This window comes from Methylobacterium sp. Leaf399, from assembly GCF_001424525.1.
Classification (GTDB): domain Bacteria; phylum Pseudomonadota; class Alphaproteobacteria; order Rhizobiales; family Beijerinckiaceae; genus Methylobacterium.
Genome location: NZ_LMQK01000001.1, coordinates 40,852 through 61,186 on the forward strand (window position 1 = coordinate 40,852; position 20,335 = coordinate 61,186).

Below are 20,335 nucleotides of genomic sequence, written 5' to 3' on the forward strand. Positions count from 1 at the left end.
AGGTTGCGGTGCCAAGCGCCCACCCTACTTCGCCGTCACCTCGACCGTGCCGAAGCCGGTGCGGCCGAAGCGGTCGGGGCGGTACATGTCCTCGATGGTGGCGGCCGGGTGCACGTAGGTGCCCGGCGAGACCACCCGCACCGTGTAGGCCGCGCCGAAGAAGGCCGATTGCTCCGGGGTCCGGTCGAAGGCGGCCACGAAGCGGTCGTCGCGGAACTCGGTGTGGGCCGGCGCCACCTCGCTCTTCGCGAAGCCGAGGCCGGTGAGGGTGTCGGCGTCGAGGAGCTTCGGGTTGTCGATCTCGAGCCCCGCCGGCAGGCGGTCCACCAGCAGGAGGCGCCCGGCCGAGGCCTTGGCCTCCGTCACCTTCAGCACCACCACGAGGCGGTCGTTCTGGCGCAGTCCCTGGGCGAGATCGACGGCACTGCCGTCGAGGCGGTGGTAGGTCCGGGCGATGGCGTAGCCGCGCGATTCCGCCGGCTCCGGGCTGATCGGATGGCCCGAGACGCTCACCGACGCCTGCACCGCGCTGCGCCCGTCGTTGGTGATGGTGACGGGTTTGGCATCGAGGGCGGGGCCGCGATAGAGTCGTGTCAGCGCGCCGGTCTGGGGCACGTCGTCGACGCGGAAGTTCAGGGCCTCGGCGTCCTTGGCGAGGCCTTGCGCGGCCAGCACCATCCAGGCGTTCTCCTGGGTGCTGGTGGTGCGGCCGGTGGCGCGCTCCTGTGTGATCACGGCGCCGAGCGGCGCCAAGGCCTGGGCGGTCAGCCCGGTTTCGGCCGCGAGCGTGAGCAGGCCGGCGCCGTCGCGCAGGCGCGAGCCGTAATCGGACCGGTAGGTGCCGTCGTCGGCCGCGCCCTTGAGGGCGGTCACCGCCGAGTCGAAGGCCCTGGCCGCGCGGCCGCGGTCGCCGAGCAACGCCAGCGCCGCCGCGATCTGGCCGCGCCCCAGCGGTGTGGCGAAGGCGTCGAGCTTGGTGTCGGCGAGGTAGCGCAGGTCGCCCATCACCGGCCGGCCGTTGCGGGCGAGCACGTAGGCGGCATAGGCGATGTCCATGCCGCCGTCCTTGACTTCCGTGGTGTTGGCCACCGTGTTGCGCAGGCGGTCGAGGGCATTGGAGAAAGCCGTCTGCGGCACCGCGAAGCCGCGCTCGCGGGCCCGGGTGAGGAAGTCGGTGACATAGGCGTTGAGCCAAGTGTCGCTCGACCAGTCCGAGGTCCACAGGCCGAAGTCGCCGGAGGCGTTCTGGCGCGCCAGTACCCGGTCGATGGCCTCGCGCACCCGCTCGTCGGCCTTGTCGTCGAGACCGAGGCGGTCGAGGGCCGCCAGCTTATTGACGTAGAGGAGCGGCATCGCCCGGCTCACGGTTTGCTCGGAGCAACCGTAGGGATAGCGGTCGAGGGCCTGCAGCAGCGCCGGCACGTCGAGGGCCGCCAGCGACGAGGCGGTGACCGAGACCGAGCCGGTGCCCGGCAGGATGTCGGCCAGGAGCGCGTTCGTCACCTGGAGGCTGGCGCCGGGCTCGAGGGAGCGGACCGTGCGCCGCACCAGCGGGCCGGTGCCGGGACCGATGGCCAGCGCGAAGCTCTGGCCGACGGGCGAGGCGAGGCCGGGCCCGCTGAGGTTCACGTCGAGGCGGGTGAGCCCCGGGCCGGCGGCGGTGATCGGGATCACGAAGGATCCCTTGGCCCCGGCCTCCAGCCGCATGGTGCCGTGCGCGGCCTCGGCCGAGACCAGGGCCGGCCCCGAGAGGTCGAGGTCGATGGTGTACTCGCCGGCCTGTCCCTCGACGTTGTCGACCGCCACGAAGAAGCGCGAGCGGTCGCCGACATTGAGGAAGCGCGGCAGGGTGCCGGTGAGCACCACCGGATCGCGGATGATCACGTCGGCCTGGGCGGCGCCGACCCTGGCCTTGCTCCAGGCGGTGACCATCACCCGGCCGGTGCCGTTGAAGGCCGGCAGCGGGAAGGTGACGCTGGCGCGCCCGTCCGGGCCGACCGTGACCGGCCCCGAATAGAGCGCCAGCGGGGCCTGGGTCGGGGGGGCGTCGGAGAGTTCGGTGCCGGCGCCGTCGCCGCCTGAGCGGATCGCGCCCACCGTCCCCTGCATGCCGTCGATGAGGTATCCGTAGAGGTCGCGGATCTCGGGCCCGAGCGCCTTCTGGCCGAAGAAGTAGCCGACCGGGTTGGGCGATTCGTAGCGGGTCAGGTTGAGGATGCCGACGTCCACGAGCGCCACCGTCACCCGGGCCTCCTCGCCCGCACCGAGGCCGGCGAGGCGGATCGGGAGGGTCAGGTTCTCGCGAGGCTTGGCCTTGGCGGGCGCCTCCACGGTCACGTCGATCTGGCGCCGGTCGCGGTCCACCGAGAACCAGGCGAGGCCGAGTGCCCGGCCGGGCAGGCGCTTGGCCGCCTGGTCGAGGGGCCGGTAGGCGGTGGCGACGAGGTAGGCGCCCGAGCCCCATTCGGCCTTGACCGGGATCGTCGCGTCGGTGCCCCCGGCCGAGACCGGGATGTCGAGGATGGCGTGGACCTTGTCGCTCACCACCGCCAGCGTCGCCATGCCCCTGAACTTCGGCTGCAGGCGCACGCGCAGGGTCTCCCCGGCGGCATAGGCCGCCTTGTCGAGGCGCAGGTCGAGGAGGTCTGGCACGTCCGCGGTCTCGCCCCCGCCCCAGCCGACGGTGAAGCTCACGCTCGCCGTTGCGGCGGGCCTGCCGGGCGCCTGCACCTCCAGGCGATAAGTGCCGTAGCTCACCGCCTGCGCGATCCGCGCGGGCGCGTCCGTGCCGAGGTCGATCCGCCCGTCGGCGATGCGGCGGGTCGCGGTCACCGGCTCGAACGCCCAGCGCCCGCCCTCGCGGTACCATTGGTAGCTCTTCTCGACCTTCGAGAGGGTCCAGGTCGCACCGCCCTGCGACAGCCGCGTCCCGTCCGGGGCTGCCATCACCACGTCGAAGCCGGCCGTGCCGCCCTCGGGGAGGTCCCCCGAGAAGGTCTTGCGGATCGCCACCACCGGCCCCTCGGGCAGGATCGGCAGGGTGAGGCTGCGGCTGAGCGCCCGCCCGCCGGGCTCGCCGACCTGCAGGGTGATCTTGGCTTCGAGGGGCCTGGGCGCCGCCACGACCGGGACCGGCACGTCGAGGACGGCGGCGCCCTTGGCGTCGGTGGTGGTCCGCGCCTCGATCTCGGTGGAGGAGGCCTCGACCCGCTCGTCGTCGAGGCCGATCGTATAGCCCTCCAACCCCTTGATGCCGCTGTCCGCGGCCGCCTGGACCAGGATGGTGCCCGAGACGTCGAGCCCGGCGCCCGGCGCGCCGTAGAGGTAGCGCGCCGCCACCGCGACCCGGGCCGGCTCGCCCCTGGTGAGCGCGGGCGTGGTGCTCGACAGGCTCACCTCCAGGCGCTCGGGCACGTAGTCCTCGACGAGGAAGCTCGCCTCGCCCACCGCCGGGGCCTTGGGGTCGGTGTAGGCGGCAACGCGCCAGGTGCCGTGGGCGGCGCCCGGCAGCAGCGCCACCGGCAGGGCGCGCCCGCCCAAGCCGGCGTCCGCCACCTGGACGCGGCGGTACTCGACGCCGTCCGGGCGCTTGACCACCAGGGTCAGCGGCAGGCCCGAGAGGGCCACGCCCTGCGCGTCGCGCAGGATGGCGGTGAGGTTCACGGTCTCGCCGGAGCGGTAGACCCCGCGCTCGGGGAAGACGTAGGCCTCCACCGCGCCGGGCGCCGGGCGCCCCTTCACGCCGCGGTCGGTGAGGTCGAAGGCCGATTGGGCGAGATCGAGGAAGCCGTAGTCGCCCCCCGCCTCGGCCACCACGAGGCCGGGCGCGATGCCGCCCTCCCCCCGCGCCAGGCCCGGATCGAAGGCGACGTGGCCCATCGCGTCGGTGCGGGCAGTGGCCAGCACCTCGTTGTTGCGCGCCACCAGGCGGATCTCGGCGTTCGCCACCGCCGCCGCGCTGGCGAGCGAGCGGGCGAAGACATGGACGCCGTCGCGGCCCTTGAACACGGTGAGCCCGAGATCCGAGACCACGAACCATTGCGTGGCCATGGCCTCGTAGCCGCCCTCCTCGTCGGCGGCCGGCGCGGTGCCGGTCGCCTGGGCGGTCATGACGTAGAGGCCGGGCTCGAGCTTGCCGACCGCCTGCATGACCGGGAAGGCGGTGATCGCCTCCTGGTTCAGTTCGGCCTTGGCGGTCTCGAGGCTGCCCTTCCAGACGCTGCGGCCCTTCTGGTCGGCGATGGTCCTGGCCGAGGCCCCGTTGAGCTGTCCCAGAAATTCCTCGGAGCGCAGCGACGGCAGCAGGCTGCGGTCGCCGATGCGCAGCACCTCCACGTCGAGCTTGGCCGCGTTCACCGAGACCAGGGGCACCCCCGCCTGGCCGGTACGCGGCAGGACGTAGTTGCGACCGGTGAAGCGGACCTGGGGCGAGCGGTCGCGGACGTAGACCTCGTAGTCGGCGGCCTTCAGCAGGACCTCGCCCACCGCCGAGGGCAGGCCCTGGCGCAGGACGAAGGCGTAGCGTTCGCCGTGGCGCAGGCCGTCGACGCAGAGCTGCTGGCCGGTGGCGGTGACGGCGGCGGTGGCGCTGCCGGAGACTGCCACGAAGGGCGTGAAATCGGTCTTGGCCGCCAGCCCTTCCGAGAACTGGAAGCACACCCGCGGGGCGGCGGCGTCCGAATCGACCTTGTAGTCGAGGATGCGGAAACCGTGCTCGGCGCGCAGGGCCTCGTAGGTCTCGCGCACAGCCTCGTCGTCGGCGAGTGCCAGGCTGGCGCGATAGGCTTCGAGGGAGGAGCGCCAGTCCGAGGAGCCGGCATGGACCGCGCCGAGCTGGGCCAGCGCCTGCGCCTCCACCGCCGGGGTGCGGGCACGAAGATAGGCCTGGTAGGCGGCGGCCCTGGCATTGGCGCGCAGGCGACTGCGCAGGGTGTAGTCGCGGTTGTTCTCGTCCTGGCCGACGGCGGCGGCGGCCTGTGAATAGGCGATCCAGGCGGCGGGGTTGCCGGAGTCCCCGGCCACCGCTGCCGTGAGGGGCTTCAGGGCGTCCGCGGGTTTCTCCGCCTCGATCAGCGCCTCGCCCTCGGCGAGCCACTGCGCGGGGGTCCTGGCCACGCCCGCCGGCTTGGCCTCGGCCCGGAGGGCCGCTTCGAGGCGCACGGCGTCGCTCGCCACGGTCTCGCGGACGAAGGTCTTCTGGGCCGCCGCCGGCTTGGCCGTCGCCGCTTTCGGCGCGGGCTTAGTGGCGGGCGCCTGGGCCGATGCCGGCGCACAGAACGCCGTCAGCATCACGGCGAGAAAGGTGGCCTGCCGCCCGAGCCGCGTCGATCCCGACATCACCCACCCCCGCCGTCGACGCCGACCGATCCGCCGCCGGCGCCGACACGGACCCTAGCAGGTCACCGGGTGGCCGCAACGGATCTCGCAGGGTCGTCCGGCACCGGCGCGGGCCCTCGCCTCACGCCACGAAGCGCCAGACGCCGCCGCGCTTGATCTCGGCATCCTCGAGAGCGCGGCTCACCGGAACCTCGTAGGTCGCCAGGTTGGTCAGGCGCTCGCGCGGCAGGTAGGTGCGGGCGGGGTCGCCGATGAGCACCACCGCCCCCCTGGCATGGAGGCCGCCGAGCCACTCCGTGACGCGGGCGGCGATGTCGCGCTCGTAGAAGATGTCGGCGGCCAGCACCACCGCATCGCCCGGATCGGTGCCGACGAGGTCGGCGCGCACCGCCGTGATCCGCTCGGCGACGCCGTTGGCGGCGGCGTTGAGGCCGATGGCGGGGATCGCGAAGGGATCGAGGTCGCTGGCCGTCACGCCTCGGGCCCCCGCCATGGCCGCGGCGATGGCGACGAGGCCCGAGCCTGAGGCGAAATCCAGCACCCGCCGCCCGGCCGCCACCTCGGGGTTGTCGAGGACGTAGCGGGCGAGCGCCTGGCCGCCGGCCCAGGCGAAGGCCCAGAACGGCGGCGGCAGGCCGATCTCGGCGAGTTCGTCCTCGGTCTTCTGCCAGAGCACCGTGGCCTCGTCGGCCACATGCAGGACGATCTCGGGCGTGTAGGGCACCGGCAGCAGCCGGGTGTTGGCGCGGATGAAGGCCAGGGTCTCCTCGGGCGCGATCACGACCCCAGCTCCGCATAGAGCGCGCAGACCGCGTCGGTCACGGCGGCCTCGGTGTAGCCGCCGGTCTCGATGCGGGACCGGGCCGCCGCCCCCATCCGGGCGACGAGGGCAGGGTCGCCCGCGAGCCGCGCCAGGGCTTCGGCCAGCGCCGCCGGATCGCCGGGGGGGACGAGCAGGCCCTCGGTCCCGTCGCGCACGAGGTCGCGGCAGCCCGGCACGTCGGTGGTCACCAGCGCCCGGCCGCAGGCGGCGGCCTCCAGCAGCGTGCGCGGCAGGCCCTCGCCGCCGCGCGAGGGCAGGCAGCCGACGTGGTGGCCCGCCCAGACGCCACGGACATCGTCGGTCGCGCCGTGCCAGGCGATCCCGTCGCCGGTCCACCCGCGCAGGGTCGCCTCGGGAATGGCTCGGCGGTTCGAGGGGTCGGGTTCCCCGTAGAGGGACAGCGCGACGGCGGCGCCTTCTGCGCGGGCGCGGAGCACGGCCTCGACGGCGGTGTCGACGCCCTTCGACCACAGCATCCGCGCCACGAGTGCCACCCGCAGCGGCGGGATCGCGACGAGGGGCGCGACCGGATAGGCCGCAGGATCGATGCCGGCCCCGCCGACGATGGTCACCCGCGTCTCCGACGGATCGAGGCCGAGGGCATGGGCGTCGTGCGCATTCTCGAACAGGAACCGCGTCTTCTTCGACGCCAGCGGCCCCCGGATGAGGTGGCGCAGGCCGAGCCGCGCCATGCGTCCGACCCGGTCCTCCCGAGCGCCGATGAGGCCGAGCCCCGTGAGCGCGTAGACCCGCGCCGGGATGCCGGCCATCGCCGCGGCGGTGCCGCCCACAAGGATGCCGCGCAGGGCGATGCAATGGACGATGTCGGCCCTCAAGGCCTTGAGGATGGCCGCGAGCTGGCCCGCGGCATAGCCCGCCGCCATCGGGTTCAGGCTCGACCGCTCGGCCTCGAGCGCCACCACGCGGGCACCGGTGGCCTCGATGACCGCCCGGTGGTCGCGCACCCGCGTGACCACCGACACCGCCATGCCCATGGCGACCGCCGCACGGGCCATCGGCAGGAAGTGCGAGGCGAAGAACCAATCCTCGGTGACGACGTAGACGAGGCAGGTCGGTTTGGGAGGAGCGGGCTGGTCCATGGGACGGCGTGTAGCACGGACGCCGCAGGAACAGCCCGCCGGACACCTCGGTTGAAGCTCGCAACGAACGAGGGGAGCCCGAGGATGGCCACGCCGCAGGAGTCAGACGCGCCCTCCGGCATCGCCGATCCCCGCGAGGCCGCCGAGGAGGCCGGCCTCGTCTACGTGGACGATGCGCGCCCCGGCTTCACGCGGCGCAAGAGCGGCAAGGGGTTCAATTACCGCGACACGAAGGGCGCCACGCTACGCGATGCCAAGACCCTGGCCCGCATCCGCTCCCTCGCGATCCCGCCGGCCTATACCGACGTCTGGATCTGCCCGCGCGCCAACGGCCACATCCAGGCCACGGGGCGCGACGCCAAGGGACGCAAGCAGTACCGCTACCATCCCGATTTCCGGCAGGCCCGCGACGCGACCAAGTTCTCCCGCATCATGGCCTTCGCCGACGCGCTGCCGGGCATCCGCACCCGGGTCGACCGTGACATGTCCCGGCGCGGCCTGCCCCGCGAAAAGGTGCTCGCCACCGTGGTCCATCTCCTCGAGACCACGCTGATCCGGGTCGGCAACGACGACTACGCCCGCACCAACGGCAGCTACGGCCTGACGACGCTCAAGGACCCGCACGTGCGGGTGGACGGCTCCGAGCTGACGTTCCGGTTCACCGGCAAGAGCGGCAAGGAGTGGAACCTCTCGCTTAAGGATAAGCGTGTCGCCAGGATCGTGAAGGCCTGCCAGGACCTGCCCGGCCAAGAGCTGTTTCAGTACCTCGACGACGACGGCGCGCGCCGGGACGTCACGTCGTCCGACGTCAACGCCTATCTGCGCGACATCACGGGGGACGACGTCACCGCCAAGGATTTCCGCACCTGGGCGGGCACGGTGCTGGCGGCCCTGGCATTGCGCGAGTTCGAGGCCTTCGACAGCCAGGCCAAGGCGAAGGCCAACCTACGCGCGGCGATCGAACGGGTGGCCGCGCGGCTCGGCAACACCCCGACGGTCTGCCGGTCCTGCTACATCCACCCTCGCATCCTCGACTGCTACGTGGAGGGTGCTCTCCTGCTCCAGATCAAGGACGCGGTGGAGGACGAACTGCGCGACGATCTCGCCCGCCTGAGGCCAGAGGAGGCGGCCGTGCTCGGGCTGCTGCAATCGCAACTCTCCGCGAACGCAGACGACGGTCCGGGGCGGCGCCGACCGGCGCGCGCCCGCACGACGGCCGGACGGACCACCGCAGGCTGACCCACGTGAGCGCTCACCAAGGGGCGGCGGCGTTCATAGTGGGCCGGGACACGGAGACGGCCCCATCGGTGCCACTGCGGCGCGTGTCGGCGTCCACCACCGGCTTGAGGCCGAGCTTACGTGCCAGGGCGACGAGGTCCTTCAGCCGGCCGGTCTGGGTCTTGCGGCGCAGGTTGAGGCGGTGGGTCTCGACGGTGCGCACGCTCAGGCTGAGGCGGCGGGCGACTTCCTTGTTGCTGAAGCCGGCGCTGAGGAACCGCAGGATCTCGGCTTCGCGCGGCGTCAGCCCCTCGGCGCCGTCGAGGCTTTCGGCGCCGTCGCGATCGTCGGCGACGGGCCGCTGCGCCGGCTGCATCAGCCCGAGCAGGGCGGCGCAGACCTCGCGGGGCGTCGAGTGGCGCGCCACCACCGCATCGGCCCCGGCGGCCAGGAGCGAGCTCAGGGTGGCACTGTCGAGGGACTGGAAGGCCAGCAGCACCTTCACGTCGGCCCGGGCGCGCTTGAGCGTGGCGAGGCGCTCCAGGGTCGGGGTGAAGCCGCTGTCGGGCAGGACGACCAGGGCGACGGCGGGCACGCTGCCGGTTTCCCCGACCGTATAGAGCGCCGGTTCATGCTCCAGGGCCGCCCGCAGGGACGGGTCCAGCGCCTCTGATTCGTCGATGATCACCACCCCAACCGCTGCGGTCATGCCGCTCCCCTTGATCGTGTCCCGTCGCGAGACGTCGCGACTGGGATAGGGGGACAGTGATCAAGACCCGTTCCAGGCTTTCCTTAACGAGGACTTGGCTGCACTTGCGATCTCGAATATGGTGAACTCGACAACACTCGCAGCCATTTCACCGGGTTCGGCGAGATCATCGAAAACGTCCCTTTCCCTCGAGTTCGTCGCCAAGCCCTTGATCGAGGCTCCTGTTTTTCGCCCGGGGACGGCGAGCGCCAGTCGGGCGGTGGAGGCACGAGGCCCGTCGCAGGCTCGCGACCGGTCGTCATACGGTCCGTCCCGTCCCCGAACCCGGGACGGGGCCGATCCCAAAACGATGCGGTCGGCAGGCGTGCGGGTGGCAGGCGCCCCTGGACGGCGTGCCGGTCGGGGACGGGCGTCGTCCCGATCGGCCGGGTCGCAGGTTCGGGGCCTGCCCCCTGACACGGAGAGCGTCGACCTCCCGCACAGCGGGGATGAACGGGCTCTGGCATCCGCTCGAACGTCACCGGCGTTCCGGCACGCAGCCAGCGGATCGAGGCTAGACATTCGGGCCGCCCGCCGCGATGGCGCTCCGCCGCGCCTTCCAATACGAAACCGACGATGACCTCACCTTCTTTGCAGCGTCGATGCGCGGTCGTGGCCGACGACGACGAGTTCTTCCGGCTCGCCATGAGCGCCATCCTGTCGCGACGCCTGGGCTTTGCCGAGGTGATCGAGACGGGCTCCCTCGACGAAGCCCTGGCGCGGCTGGGCGAGCGCGACGGCGGGGTCGATCTGGCCTTGTTCGACCTCGACATGCCGGGAATGGCCGGCGCGAGATCGCTCGGCGCGGTACGCGAGTGCTTCCCGGACGTCGTGGCGGCCATCGTCTCGGCATCGGCGCGGCGGCACGACATCCTCCTCGCCCTCGAAGCCGGTGCGCACGGCTACGTGCCCAAGGGGCTCGGCGCCGCCGAGATGACGCGGGTGATCGAGATGATCCTGTCGGGCGTCCTCTACGTGCCGCCGAGCCTCGCGCAGGCGCCGCCGTCCCGCCCGTCCTTTGACCGACCACCGCCGGCGTTCCGCCGCCCCGGCGAGGACGGCGGACCGGCCACGGTGCTCGCCAACCTCACCCGCCGCCAGCGTGACGTGCTCGCCCTCATCGTCGGCGGCAAGGCCAACAAGGAGATCGCCCGCGCCCTGTCGCTCAGCGAGGGCACCGTGAAGGTCCACGTGGCCGCACTCCTGCGCGCCCTCCACGTGAACAACCGGGCCGCGGCGGCGGTCCAGGGCGCCCGCCTGCTGGAGGCGCGCCGGGTGCACTCCGGCGCTTTCTCGGACGGATGAGGCGAACGCATTCCGATAGGGGTTGCCAAGCCGAAACGGAGGCCTTAGACACCGCCTCCGACCGGCACGGCATCCAACAGCCCGCCCGTCGCACCGCGCGCCCGTAGCTCAGCTGGATAGAGCACCAGACTACGAATCTGGGGGTCAGGAGTTCGAATCTCTTCGGGCGCGCCATTCAAAGTCAGCCTCAATACATTGGCGTCCCGCCCGTGACCGGGACGAGCGCTCCGGACATGTAGCTGCCCTCGCGGGAGGCCAGCAGCACGTAGGCGGGGGCGAGTTCCGCCGGCTGTCCGGCCCGTCCGAGAGGCGTGTCGGCGCCAAGCTGAGCGATTTCGTCGGGGCTCTTCACGATGGGCTGGATCGGCGTCCAGATCGGGCCGGGCGCCACGCAGTTCACGCGGATGCCCTTCGGAGCGAGGAGGTTGGACAGCCCGATGGTGAGGCTCGCGATGGCGCCCTTCGTGGCGGCATAGATGAGCATGGTCCGGTCGGCGATCTTGGCCTGCTGACTCGTGGAATTGACGATCGCCGACCCCGGCTTCATGTGCGGCACGGCCGCCCGGGCGAGGTAGTACATCGCGAAGACGTTGGCGCGGAACGAGCCTTCCAGGTCCTCGGCCGTCACGTCGTCGAGGCCGTCGTTGACGGTCTGCGCGGCGGCGTTGTTCACGAGGATGTCGATGCCGCCGAGCCCCGTCACGGTCCGCGCGACGAGATCCCGACAATGGACCTCGTCGCGGATGTCGCCCGGCAGCAACAGGGCGCGGCGTCCCGCCTTCTCGATCCACCGGGCGGTGTCCTCGGCGTCGGATTGCTCGACCGCGAGATAGGAGATCGCCACGTCCGCCCCCTCGCGGGCATAGGCGATGGCCACCGCACGACCGATGCCGCTGTCGCCGCCGGTGATGAGGGCGACCTTGCCCTGTAGCAGGCCCTTGCCGACGTAGCTGTCCTCGCCATGGTCCGGCGCGGGCGTCATGCGGGAGGTCAGGCCCGGCCGCTCCTGCTGCTGGTCTCCGGGAAACGGCGGGCGCGGGCCGGCGTCGCGTGGATCCGATGTCATCGTTGGTCCCTTTACCGAAGCGGGTTTTTTCCCAGGGCTCGGGCTTGTCCCGCAACCTTGGGCCAACGTGGGCAGGGCCGGGTTCGTGGCTGCGACAGAATGGGGCCGGCATGTGCAACCTCTTCGGCCTCGTCACGCCGCAGGCTGAGATCCGCGCAGTCTTCGGCGTCGCGCTCGACCGGGCCGGCAACCCGCCGGCGCAGCCGGGCATCTTCCCGGACCAGTGCGCGCCGATCGTTCGGCTCGAGGGTGACGAGCGGGTACTTGAGATGGTCCGGTGGGGCATTCCGGGCCCCAAGCAGTTCGGCGAACACCCGGTCACCAACGTGCGCAACGTGAAGAGCCCGCATTGGCGTCCCTGGCTCGAGCCGGAGTATCGCTGCCTCGTGCCGGTCTCCTCGTTCTCGGAATACGCCGATACCAAGCCCGGGAAGACGCCGACGTGGTTCGCCCTCGACGAAAACTGGCCGCCGTTCGCCTTCGCCGGCATCTGGCGGCCCTGGACGGGCGTTCGCGGCACCAGGGCGGAGAAACCCGACCGCGAGGAGGCCGAACACCGGCTGTTCTCATTCCTCACCTGCGAGGCGAGCGGGATCGTCGGCCCCGTCCATCCCAAGGCCATGCCGGTGCTGCTGACGACGCCCGAGGAGTGGCGCACCTGGCTGGAGGCCACGACCGAGGTCGCGCTGGAACTTCGGCGGCCGTTGCCCGATACCGCGATGACGATCGTAGCCGCAGGTGCGAGGCAGGACCCGGCGTGACGATCGCGGGCCGATGGCGTCTCCCGGGACGGCCGCGGTCGATGCCTTGCGCGGACGTCGTGGCGGTCAACAGAGATCCGGTCGAGGAGATACGATGGCGTTCAAACCGAAGTCCGCATCCGAGACGAAGGCCGCGGACCTGGCCTCCGCCATCGTTCGGATCGCGGATCGCGACGGTGCACCCCTCACCATCGGCGTGGACCAGTTGCGACAGGGCAATCCGCGGCTGACGCCCCTGGCGATCGGCCAGATGTTCCGCAAACACCGCGGCACCCTCGACGCGGCCCTGGCCGAACGTGGGTACGCCCTCGTCGACTACTCCGACCAGGGACCGGGACGGGGGATGGCGTTCGAGATCGCCCCCGCCTGAGCGCGGGGGCCTCATACCATTGCCGGGTGATCACTTCGTGATGCGGACATGGGCTTCGCTCAGGCGCCGCGCGGGCTCGGTGAAACGGTTCCGGCTTGATCCAAGCGGAAACCGCATCACTCACAAAAGCCGCCGGGCGTCACGGCCGAACATCGTTCACTCGATGATCTCGACGATGCGACGCGTGCCGGGCTCGACCAGGACCGGCCGCCCATTGACGATGGTGTAGTTGAGGCCCTGCAGGGCGAACTCGGGCGGGACGTCGTAATAGACCACGCCGTCTCTGGGCAGGACTGTCCCGACGCGGACGGTGCCCTTCAGCGCGAACGACGGGCGCGGCTCGGCGAGGGTATAGATCCGGAAGCGCTCGCGCCGGTCGATGCCCAAAATCTCGTTCGCGGTCCCGACGGCCCCGCCGATCGCGCTCCCGACCGCCGCACCGAGGGGGCCGGCGATATTGCCGCCACGCTCCGCGCCGTCTTGCGAACCGCGCGCGAGCCCCTGCCCCTGGGCGGTCGTGGCGAGGCCTACGGCCAGGGTGAGGGCGAGAGAGAACGTCGTTCGCATGGGGATTCCCGAAAGCTGGACCGAAACCGGCGCCCCCATCCGGCGGCCGGATTGGCCGAACCGCCGAGGAGGCCCACGGGTCTCCTAGACCCATCCGTGCCCGGCGGCAGCATCTTCGATCCGGATGCGGCTCGGCCGGCCCGCCGCCGGCAGGGGGCTCAGGACGCGATCTCGCCGTGATAGGTCTTCAGCGACGACACCACCGCCTCGACGCTCGCATCGTCGACCCGGACCGAGACCTCGACCTTCCCGGCCAGGGCCGGCTCGCCGTCGGTGCCGGTCTTGGGGTGCCGGTCCTCGATGTCGGCCCTGGCCGCTTCGGTCCCGGCGGTGTTCTCGCCGGACGCAGCGCCGACCTCGACGGCGGTCCGGTCGACGCCGTGCTCCTGCACGATGTGCTCCACGGCCATCTCCGCGTCGCGGCGCGACTTGAACTGCGCTGAAATCGTCTTCGACATGATCGCTCCGGCCTGCGGGTGTGAGCGTCAAACCGGCCGCGTGCCCGAAAGGTTCAACCGTCACCGGAGCGGTGATCGGCCTCGTTTTCGTACCAGGCGGCGTAGCCGGTGTTCCCGACCAGTCTGCGGTTGAGGTCCGGCGCGCCGTCCGTCCACCACACCGGGCCGCGTTCGCCGAGGCCGTGCTTTGCGGCGTCGACGGCGGCCCGGGCCCGCGCGATGGCGGCCTCGTCGCCGGCGCGCCTACCCGCCTTCACGGCGCGGCGCGCATCCATGAGGTCGTGCACCAGGCGGTCGCGGACCGGGCCTGCGAGGTCCGGCCGCTGGCGGCGCCAGAGCCGGCCGCGCACGACGATGTAGCGGCCGTCCGGCGTTTCGAGCACCCGCTTGGCTGGATCCTCGCCCTGGACACCGGCCCGGTCGGCGGTCGGGCCCGACCGCGCTTGCGGCCCGGTCAGCGCGGGCCTGCCGCCGCCGTCGGCGACGGAGCGACCGCGTCGTCCATGTTCGGCGCATGGTCCGAGATATCGGTGCCGATCGAGACCGGGTGCGCCATGACCTGGGCGAGTTTCTCCTTGTCGAGCTCGCCCTCCCAGCGGGACACGACGATGGTGGCGACGCCGTTGCCGATGAGGTTGGTGAGGGCGCGGCACTCCGACATGAACTTGTCGACGCCGAGCACCAGGGTCATCGCCGCGACCGGAACGGGATTGCCGGGGATGGCGGCGAGCGTCGCGGCCAGGGTGATGAAGCCCGCACCCGTCACGCCGGAGGCGCCCTTCGACGTCAGCATCGCGACGAGGAAGATCGTCGCGTACTGCCCGACCGTGAGGTCGGCGCCCACCGCCTGGGCCAGGAACAGCGTGGTGAGCGTCATGTAGATGTTGGTGCCGTCGAGGTTGAACGAGTAGCCGGTCGGGATCACGAGGCCCACCACCGAGTCCGAGGCGCCGAGGCGCTTCATCTTCGTCATCATGTGCGGCAGCACGGTCTCGGACGACGAGGTGCCGAGCACGATCAGCAACTCGTCCTTGATGTAGGCCAGAAACTTGATGATCGAGAAGCCGGCGAAGGCCGCGATGCCGCCGAGCACGACGAAGATGAACAGGAGCGAGGTGGCGTAGAAGGTGCCCACCAGCCACGCGAGGTCGATGACCTTGCCGATGCCGTACTGGCCCACCGTGAAGGCCATGGCGCCGAAGGCGCCGATCGGGGCGAGCTTCACGATGAGGCCGATGATGCGGAAGAACATCTGGCCGACCGCGTCGATGCCGCGCGTGATGCCGGCGCCCCGCTCGCCCATGCCGGTGAGCACGACGCCGGTCAGGATCGAGATCAGGAGCACCTGCAGCAGGTCTCCGGTGGCGAAGGCGTCGAAGAAGCTCTTGGGAATGATGCCGAGCAGATGGGCGACCGTGGAATCGGAGGCCGCCTTGCTGGCGTAGCCCTCCACCGCCTTGGCGTCGAGCTTGCTCACGTCCGCTCCGAAACCGGCGCCGGGCTGGACGATCTCGCCCACCAGGATGCCGACGAGCAGGGCCACGGAGGACACCACCTCGAAATAGATCAGCGCCTTCAGCCCGACGCGGCCGACCTTCTTGAGGTCGCCGATCGAGGCGATGCCATGGACGATGGTGCAGAAAATGATCGGCGCGATCATCATCTTGATCAGCGCGATGAAGCCGTCGCCCATCCATTTGAAAGACTTGCCCCACTCCGGGTACAGCCAGCCGACCAGGATACCGAGGGCGATCGCGATCAGGACTTGGATGTAGAGGACCCTGTACCAGGGCTCCTTCGCCGTCGGCGTGGCCACCGCTGGCGCGGCGGGGGAGGTGATCGTCTGGGCCATGTTTCCTCGCCTGCGCACGCTTGATCCGCGTGTCGCATCCCGTTCATCGGTCGCGTTGGTTGCAACGCTAGCGATTCTGGTGCGCCCGCTCAATCGCCGAAGACGGCGGTGGCGATTTTAATCCCGGCCCTTCAGGAGGACCGACGCCGGCGGCGGCACGCGGATCGCATGTCCCCAAGAGAACGACGGCACCGCTACCCGCACGGGCCGTTCCCGGCTCGCGAGACCGCGAGCCGGACAGCCCACGCTCGACCCTACTGCTGCGTGCGGCGCGGCCGGACGGTCCAGCGCTCGAAGGAGCCGTCCTCGTCGCGGGGCGGCTCCTGGGGCGGATGCACGGCGGCGCCGAGCGCCTGCGACAGGCTCTCGAACACGTCTTCCATCCGCGTGTCCGGTGGCGGCTGTGGCTGGTCGGACTCGTGATCCTCGGCCGGGGCGGGGTCCGTGAAGGGAATATGCGCGGGCGGCATCGGCGCAGCCGCCGCCGCGGCGACCGGCGCGGCCGCTGCGGCCGGAGGAACGCTCCCGACGATGCGGCGCAGGGTGTTGGCGACGCTGCCGTCTTCGGAGGCCTTGGGCGCCGTGTTGTAGCGACCGAAGCCGAAGCGCGGCTCGACGAGGTCGAGCACGGCATCCAGGGCCGCGTTGCTCAGGGCGATCTCGCCGGGCTGGGGCGCGCCGTTGATGCCGACCGCGTGCCGGTCGAAGGCCGGGTCGGCCGTCACCTCCGGGCCGAACCAGGACGGAACCGCGAAGGACGCGGCCTCCTCGGCCCCGTCGAAGGCGACGCTGACCATGTCGAGGGTCGCGGGGGCGACGTAGCGGTCGAGCAGGATCTCCCGCCCCGCCGGAAGCGCGATCACCGTGCGGTCGTAGGCGGCCTTGCCCGAGCAGACGTCGAGCAGCGCCTCGCCGTGGGCGCGGGGCACCTCCGTGCGTTCCTCGCTGGTCCCGCCGTCGGGCGCCGCGGTCACGAGGACGAGGTGGCAGTTCTGACCGTCGACGCGAACGTAGGAGGTCCGTCCGCCCTGGGGAGGGAAATAGCCCTCCGAGATGCGAGACCCGCCCCGCTCCTTGCGGATCAGGCGGACCAGGGACGAGGCGACGAGGAACCGGCGGACGACGCTCATACTCACTCCTCACGGCACTATCGGCCGGCCTCGGGCGATGGTGGCGCCGGACGTCGCGCCCTTTCCCGTCCCTCCATCGATCCGCGGCCCTCGCGGGGCCGCCGTCGACATCCGGGACGACGACCGTCGTCCGATGCATAGCCTCGGAATCGCCCGCGGGCGGTCCCGCCGACCGTCATCATGGCCTAAGGGAAAAGGCGTCGAAATCAAGACGCGGCTCCTCGGGGGAGCGGGATGATGCCGCATTCGCTCCGCCACCGAGGGCCTTGGCGGTCTCCGATCCCCTGCGTCAGGCGTTGGGTTCGAAGCGCAGCGAGAGTCCGTTCATGCAATAGCGCAGGCCCGTCGGGGCCGGGCCGTCGTCGAACACGTGGCCGAGGTGGCCCTTGCAGCGGGCACAATGGACTTCGGTCCGCGTCATCCAGTTGCTGCGGTCGACCTGCGTCTCGACGGCATCCTCGATCGGGTCGAAGAAACTCGGCCAGCCGCTGCCGGACTCGAACTTGGTGCCGGTCTGGAACAGGGGCAGGTCGCAGCCGGCGCAGTGGAAGGTGCCGGGGCGCTTCTCCGCGTTGAGGCAGCTCGTCCCGGCGCGCTCGGTGCCGTGCTCGCGCAGGACGCGGTACTGCTCCGGCGTCAGGATGCGACGCCATTCGGCGTCCGTCCGTTCGATGACCGTCGCATCGATTCCGGTCCCCTCGGCGGTATCGCTCATGGTGCCCTCCCCTCGTTGTCTGGCCCATGAGATGGGGCGCAGGGCCGTCGTCTTCGAGATGGTGCGGCCAAAACCGTCAGGTAGCGGCGCCCAAGGTATCGGCCATGCGAGCCTGGCGCAGCCCCATGGGCAGTTCCGGGCCGGTGGTGGTGTCGCGCGCGGTCTGGTGTTCCATCTCGGCGTTGATCTCGGCCCCGAGCAGGACGATCGTCACCGAAATCCAGATCCAGGTCATGAAGCCGATCACCGCTCCCAGCGAGCCGTAGGTCTCGTTGTAGTTGCCGAAGCCCGCCACGTACCAGGAGAACAGAATCGAGGCGACGAGCCAGAGGACGCCGGCCACCACGCTGCCGGTGCCGACCCAGCGCCAGCGTGCCCGCTCGCGGCTCGGGCCGTAGCGGTAGAGGAGGGAGAGGCCGCCCAGCAGCACCACCAGCATCGCCGGCCAGCGCAGCTGGGCGAGAAGCCAGGCGTTCTCGCCGAAGCCGACGAAGGTGAGGACGACGGGCAGCACCACCACCCCGGTGAGCGCCAAAATGACGAAGACGAGGGCGCCCACCGTGAAGGTCAGCGAGCGCAGGTTCAGCATCACGAAGGAGCGCTTCTCCTCTTCCTCGTAGACGATGTTGAGGGCGTCGAAGATCGCCTTCACCGCCGCGTTGGCGCTCCACACCGACAGAACGAGCGAGGTGAAGAAGGTCAGCCCGAGGGATTCGTTGCTCTTGCTGGCGATGCGCTTGATCTGCTCGCCGACGATCTCCACCGCCCCCGACGGCAACACGCCCTGCATCGCCGAGACGTGTTCGTTGATCACGTTGGCGTCGGCGAACAGGCCGTAGCAGCTCACCAGCGCCGCGATGGCCGGCACCAGCGACAGCAGGGTGTAGAAGGTCACGCCGCCGGCCACCGACAGCACACGGTCCTTGTTGAACTCGACGAAGACCCGGTAGCCGATGTCCTTCCAGCCCGAGGCCGGGATCTCGGCGGGGGTCCTGGCCGCCCGTCCTCGATGGACCTCGGCGGCGGCCACGCTGCGCGCCTCGCTGCCGCTCAGGGACAGGGCGCCCTCCCCCTCGGGCTGCGGCGGCCCGGGCCTCGCACGCGCCGGATCGGCGCCGCCCCTGGCGCGGAGGGAGGCCGCAGCCAGGCCGATGAGGGCGACGCCCATCACGCCCGTCCAGAGCCACGCCGCGGCTGTCTCGGGGCGGGTTTCGGGTCGAGGGGGCGATGACATGGGGCAACCGGGATCGACGGGGGCATGCGCCCGCCCTGCCTCGGGGCAGAACGGTGCGGTGGGCAGGCCCGCATCCGCGCTCGAGGCAGATACCGGTTTTCGGTCAGCCCCGGTAGAGCCCCGCGTGGGTGTCGCGCAGGAGGTTCTTCTGGACCTTGCCCATGGCGTTGCGCGGCAGTTCGTCGGCGAACAGGATGCGCTTGGGGCATTTGAAGCGGGCGAGCCGCCCCTCCAGCGTGCGCAGGATCTCCGCCTCGCCGGGTGCATCCGGCCGGGCCACGACGACGGCGGTGACGCCCTCGCCGAAATCGGCGTGGGGCAGGCCGATCACGGCCGATTCGACGACGCCGGGCAGGGCGTCGATCTCGTTCTCGACCTCCTTCGGGTAGACGTTGTAGCCGCCGGTGATGATGAGGTCCTTGCCGCGCCCGACGATGTGGACGTAGCCGCGGGCGTCGATCTTGCCGAGATCGCCGGTGATGAAGAACCCGTCGGTCTTGAACTCGGTCGCCGTCTTCTCGGGCATGCGCCAGTAGCCCTTGAATACGTTGGCGCCCTTGACCTCGATCATGCCGACGGCGTCGGCCGGCAGGTGCGCCCCGGTCTCGGGGTCCACCACCCGCACGGCGACCCCGTCCAGGGGCAAGCCCACGGTGCCGGCGATGCGGTCGCCCTCGTAGGGGTTGGAGGTGTTCATGTTGGTCTCGGTCATGCCGTAGCGTTCGAGGATGGCGTGGCCGGTGCGCGCCTGCCAGTCGCGGTGCGTCTCGGCGAGGAGCGGCGCCGAGCCCGACACGAACAGGCGGATCGCGGCGGTCGCCTCGGGCGTCAGGCCCGGCTCCTTGAGGAGGCGGGTGTAGAAGGTCGGCACGCCCATCATCGTGGTGGCGCGCGGCATCAGGGCGAGGATCTGCTTGGCGTCGAACTTCGACAGGAAGATCATCCCGGCGCCGCTGGCGAGCACGACGTTGGTCGCCACGAACAAGCCGTGGGTGTGGAACACCGGCAGGGCGTGAATCAGCACGTCGTCGGCGTCGAAACGCCAGGTCTGCGCCAGGGTCACCGCGTTCGAGGCGAGGTTGGCATGGGTCAGCATCGCGCCCTTGGAGCGCCCGGTGGTGCCGGATGTGTAGAGGATGGCGGCCAGATCGTCGGGGTCGCGGGCGACGTCGGCGAAGTCGGGATCGGCCGCGTCCGCCGCCTCGGCGATGGCCCCGCGTCCGGAGGCGTCGAGGGTCGTCACGCGGCCGACGCCGGCGGCGGTGGCCACCGGCTCCAGGCTCTCGCGCCGGGCCGGATCGCAGACGAACAGGGCGGGTTCGGCGTCCGCGAGGAAATACGCCACCTCGGCGGCGGTGTAGGCTGTGTTCAAGGGCAGGAAGACCGCGCCGGCCCGCACGGCGCCGAGATAGAGGAACACGACCTCGGCGCTCTTCTCGACCTGCACCGCCACGCGGTCGCCGGGCCCCACGCCGAGACCGACCAGGGCGGCGGCATAGGCGCCGGACCGCGCGACGAGATCGGCATAGCTGTAGCGCGTGCCCTCGCCGGTCTCGATCACCGTCTTGGCGGCGGGATCGGCCGGCAGGTTCGCGCGGACGAGGTCGAACAGGGTCTGGCTCATGGGCGGCGATGCTGACTCGTTAAGACC

General features: G+C 71.2%; 17 protein-coding genes and 1 tRNA gene. 5 read left to right on the forward strand and 13 right to left on the reverse strand.

Annotation, left to right across the window (positions count from 1 at the left end; genetic code table 11):
* Positions 1-24 precede the first annotated feature (24 nt).
* The 3 genes from ASG40_RS00190 to ASG40_RS00200 all read right to left on the reverse strand — a co-directional run bounded on the left by ASG40_RS00190 (position 25) and on the right by ASG40_RS00200 (position 7,260).
* Complete coding sequence (locus ASG40_RS00190; protein WP_055878645.1) at positions 25-5,337, reverse strand: alpha-2-macroglobulin family protein; 5,313 nt, start codon at positions 5,335-5,337, stop codon at positions 25-27.
* A gap of 121 nt (positions 5,338-5,458) precedes the next feature.
* Positions 5,459-6,145 (reverse strand): class I SAM-dependent methyltransferase, encoded by a 687-nt coding sequence (locus ASG40_RS00195; protein WP_443136580.1) that lies wholly within the window; start codon positions 6,143-6,145, stop codon positions 5,459-5,461.
* Positions 6,115-7,260 carry a glycosyltransferase family 4 protein gene (locus ASG40_RS00200; RefSeq protein ID WP_055878649.1) on the reverse strand — a complete coding sequence of 382 codons (1,146 nt, stop codon included), beginning with the start codon at positions 7,258-7,260 and terminating at the stop codon, positions 6,115-6,117. Before ASG40_RS00200 ends, ASG40_RS00195 begins: the two co-directional genes overlap by 31 nt.
* Positions 7,261-7,344: 84 nt before the next feature.
* On the opposite strand from ASG40_RS00200, the gene ASG40_RS00205 reads away from it, so the two are divergent.
* Positions 7,345-8,499 carry a DNA topoisomerase IB gene (locus ASG40_RS00205; protein ID WP_055878651.1) on the forward strand — a complete coding sequence of 385 codons (1,155 nt, stop codon included), beginning with the start codon at positions 7,345-7,347 and terminating at the stop codon, positions 8,497-8,499.
* Positions 8,500-8,512: 13 nt separating this feature from the next.
* Here ASG40_RS00205 and ASG40_RS00210 read toward each other — a convergent pair whose 3' ends face one another.
* Positions 8,513-9,187, reverse strand: a complete 675-nt coding sequence (locus ASG40_RS00210) for a response regulator transcription factor (protein WP_055878656.1) — start codon at positions 9,185-9,187, stop codon at positions 8,513-8,515.
* A 615-nt stretch (positions 9,188-9,802) separates the two neighbouring features.
* Here ASG40_RS00210 and ASG40_RS00215 point away from each other — a divergent pair.
* Both ASG40_RS00215 and ASG40_RS00220 read left to right on the forward strand, forming a co-directional pair.
* Complete coding sequence (locus tag ASG40_RS00215) at positions 9,803-10,531, forward strand: LuxR C-terminal-related transcriptional regulator (RefSeq protein ID WP_055878661.1); 729 nt, start codon at positions 9,803-9,805, stop codon at positions 10,529-10,531.
* Between the two features lie 97 nt (positions 10,532-10,628).
* A tRNA-Arg gene (locus ASG40_RS00220) sits at positions 10,629-10,705 on the forward strand.
* A gap of 13 nt (positions 10,706-10,718) precedes the next feature.
* On the opposite strand, the gene ASG40_RS00225 is transcribed toward ASG40_RS00220, so the two are convergent.
* Entirely contained in the window at positions 10,719-11,597 is an 879-nt protein-coding gene (locus ASG40_RS00225; protein ID WP_055878664.1) for an SDR family oxidoreductase, read from the reverse strand.
* Between the two features lie 110 nt (positions 11,598-11,707).
* Here ASG40_RS00225 and ASG40_RS00230 point away from each other — a divergent pair, with 110 nt between their 5' ends.
* Together ASG40_RS00230 and ASG40_RS00235 are read left to right on the forward strand one after the other, a co-directional pair.
* Positions 11,708-12,358: an SOS response-associated peptidase gene (locus tag ASG40_RS00230; protein ID WP_055878669.1), complete on the forward strand. Its 651-nt coding sequence runs from the start codon at positions 11,708-11,710 to the stop codon at positions 12,356-12,358.
* 94 nt (positions 12,359-12,452) lie between these two features.
* Entirely contained in the window at positions 12,453-12,728 is a 276-nt protein-coding gene (locus ASG40_RS00235; RefSeq protein ID WP_055878673.1) for a hypothetical protein, read from the forward strand.
* Positions 12,729-12,884: 156 nt separating this feature from the next.
* On the opposite strand, the gene ASG40_RS00240 is transcribed toward ASG40_RS00235, so the two are convergent.
* The 8 genes from ASG40_RS00240 to ASG40_RS00275 all read right to left on the reverse strand — a co-directional run bounded on the left by ASG40_RS00240 (position 12,885) and on the right by ASG40_RS00275 (position 20,308).
* Positions 12,885-13,295 carry a DUF1236 domain-containing protein gene (locus tag ASG40_RS00240; protein ID WP_055878676.1) on the reverse strand — a complete coding sequence of 137 codons (411 nt, stop codon included), beginning with the start codon at positions 13,293-13,295 and terminating at the stop codon, positions 12,885-12,887.
* Positions 13,296-13,453: 158 nt separating this feature from the next.
* Positions 13,454-13,753: a hypothetical protein gene (locus tag ASG40_RS00245; protein WP_055878680.1), complete on the reverse strand. Its 300-nt coding sequence runs from the start codon at positions 13,751-13,753 to the stop codon at positions 13,454-13,456.
* Between the two features lie 53 nt (positions 13,754-13,806).
* Complete coding sequence (locus ASG40_RS00250; RefSeq protein WP_055878683.1) at positions 13,807-14,136, reverse strand: hypothetical protein; 330 nt, start codon at positions 14,134-14,136, stop codon at positions 13,807-13,809.
* 71 nt (positions 14,137-14,207) lie between these two features.
* A complete protein-coding gene (locus tag ASG40_RS00255) occupies positions 14,208-15,605 on the reverse strand; it encodes a dicarboxylate/amino acid:cation symporter (protein WP_055878688.1) in 1,398 nt (465 codons plus the stop codon).
* A 254-nt stretch (positions 15,606-15,859) separates the two neighbouring features.
* Complete coding sequence (locus tag ASG40_RS00260; RefSeq protein ID WP_055878691.1) at positions 15,860-16,735, reverse strand: hypothetical protein; 876 nt, start codon at positions 16,733-16,735, stop codon at positions 15,860-15,862.
* Positions 16,736-17,024: 289 nt separating this feature from the next.
* The gene (msrB, locus tag ASG40_RS00265) at positions 17,025-17,450 is read right to left on the reverse strand and encodes a peptide-methionine (R)-S-oxide reductase MsrB (RefSeq protein ID WP_055878695.1); all 426 of its coding nucleotides are present in this window, start codon (positions 17,448-17,450) and stop codon (positions 17,025-17,027) included.
* A 76-nt stretch (positions 17,451-17,526) separates the two neighbouring features.
* Positions 17,527-18,618 carry a YihY/virulence factor BrkB family protein gene (locus ASG40_RS00270; RefSeq protein WP_082523825.1) on the reverse strand — a complete coding sequence of 364 codons (1,092 nt, stop codon included), beginning with the start codon at positions 18,616-18,618 and terminating at the stop codon, positions 17,527-17,529.
* Positions 18,619-18,787: 169 nt separating this feature from the next.
* Positions 18,788-20,308, reverse strand: coding sequence for a malonate--CoA ligase (locus tag ASG40_RS00275; RefSeq protein ID WP_055878704.1), 1,521 nt, complete (start codon positions 20,306-20,308; stop codon positions 18,788-18,790).
* Between the last annotated feature and the right edge of the window lie 27 nt (positions 20,309-20,335).

Excerpts from the sequence above, each read along its gene's own strand:
- ASG40_RS00225 (WP_055878664.1), bottom strand. The coding sequence starts at position 11,597 with ATGACATCGGATCCACGCGACGCCGGCCCGCGCCCGCCGTTTCCCGGA.
- ASG40_RS00245 (WP_055878680.1), bottom strand. The coding sequence starts at position 13,753 with ATGTCGAAGACGATTTCAGCGCAGTTCAAGTCGCGCCGCGACGCGGAG.
- ASG40_RS00270 (WP_082523825.1), bottom strand. The coding sequence starts at position 18,618 with ATGGGCGTCGCCCTCATCGGCCTGGCTGCGGCCTCCCTCCGCGCCAGG.
- ASG40_RS00255 (WP_055878688.1), bottom strand. The coding sequence starts at position 15,605 with ATGGCCCAGACGATCACCTCCCCCGCCGCGCCAGCGGTGGCCACGCCG.
- ASG40_RS00235 (WP_055878673.1), top strand. The coding sequence starts at position 12,453 with ATGGCGTTCAAACCGAAGTCCGCATCCGAGACGAAGGCCGCGGACCTG.
- ASG40_RS00230 (WP_055878669.1), top strand. The coding sequence starts at position 11,708 with ATGTGCAACCTCTTCGGCCTCGTCACGCCGCAGGCTGAGATCCGCGCA.
- ASG40_RS00210 (WP_055878656.1), bottom strand. The coding sequence starts at position 9,187 with ATGACCGCAGCGGTTGGGGTGGTGATCATCGACGAATCAGAGGCGCTG.
- ASG40_RS00240 (WP_055878676.1), bottom strand. The coding sequence starts at position 13,295 with ATGCGAACGACGTTCTCTCTCGCCCTCACCCTGGCCGTAGGCCTCGCC.
- ASG40_RS00190 (WP_055878645.1), bottom strand. The coding sequence starts at position 5,337 with ATGTCGGGATCGACGCGGCTCGGGCGGCAGGCCACCTTTCTCGCCGTG.
- ASG40_RS00275 (WP_055878704.1), bottom strand. The coding sequence starts at position 20,308 with ATGAGCCAGACCCTGTTCGACCTCGTCCGCGCGAACCTGCCGGCCGAT.
- ASG40_RS00205 (WP_055878651.1), top strand. The coding sequence starts at position 7,345 with ATGGCCACGCCGCAGGAGTCAGACGCGCCCTCCGGCATCGCCGATCCC.
- msrB (WP_055878695.1), bottom strand. The coding sequence starts at position 17,450 with ATGAGCGATACCGCCGAGGGGACCGGAATCGATGCGACGGTCATCGAA.
- ASG40_RS00260 (WP_055878691.1), bottom strand. The coding sequence starts at position 16,735 with ATGAGCGTCGTCCGCCGGTTCCTCGTCGCCTCGTCCCTGGTCCGCCTG.
- ASG40_RS00200 (WP_055878649.1), bottom strand. The coding sequence starts at position 7,260 with ATGGACCAGCCCGCTCCTCCCAAACCGACCTGCCTCGTCTACGTCGTC.
- ASG40_RS00215 (WP_055878661.1), top strand. The coding sequence starts at position 9,803 with ATGACCTCACCTTCTTTGCAGCGTCGATGCGCGGTCGTGGCCGACGAC.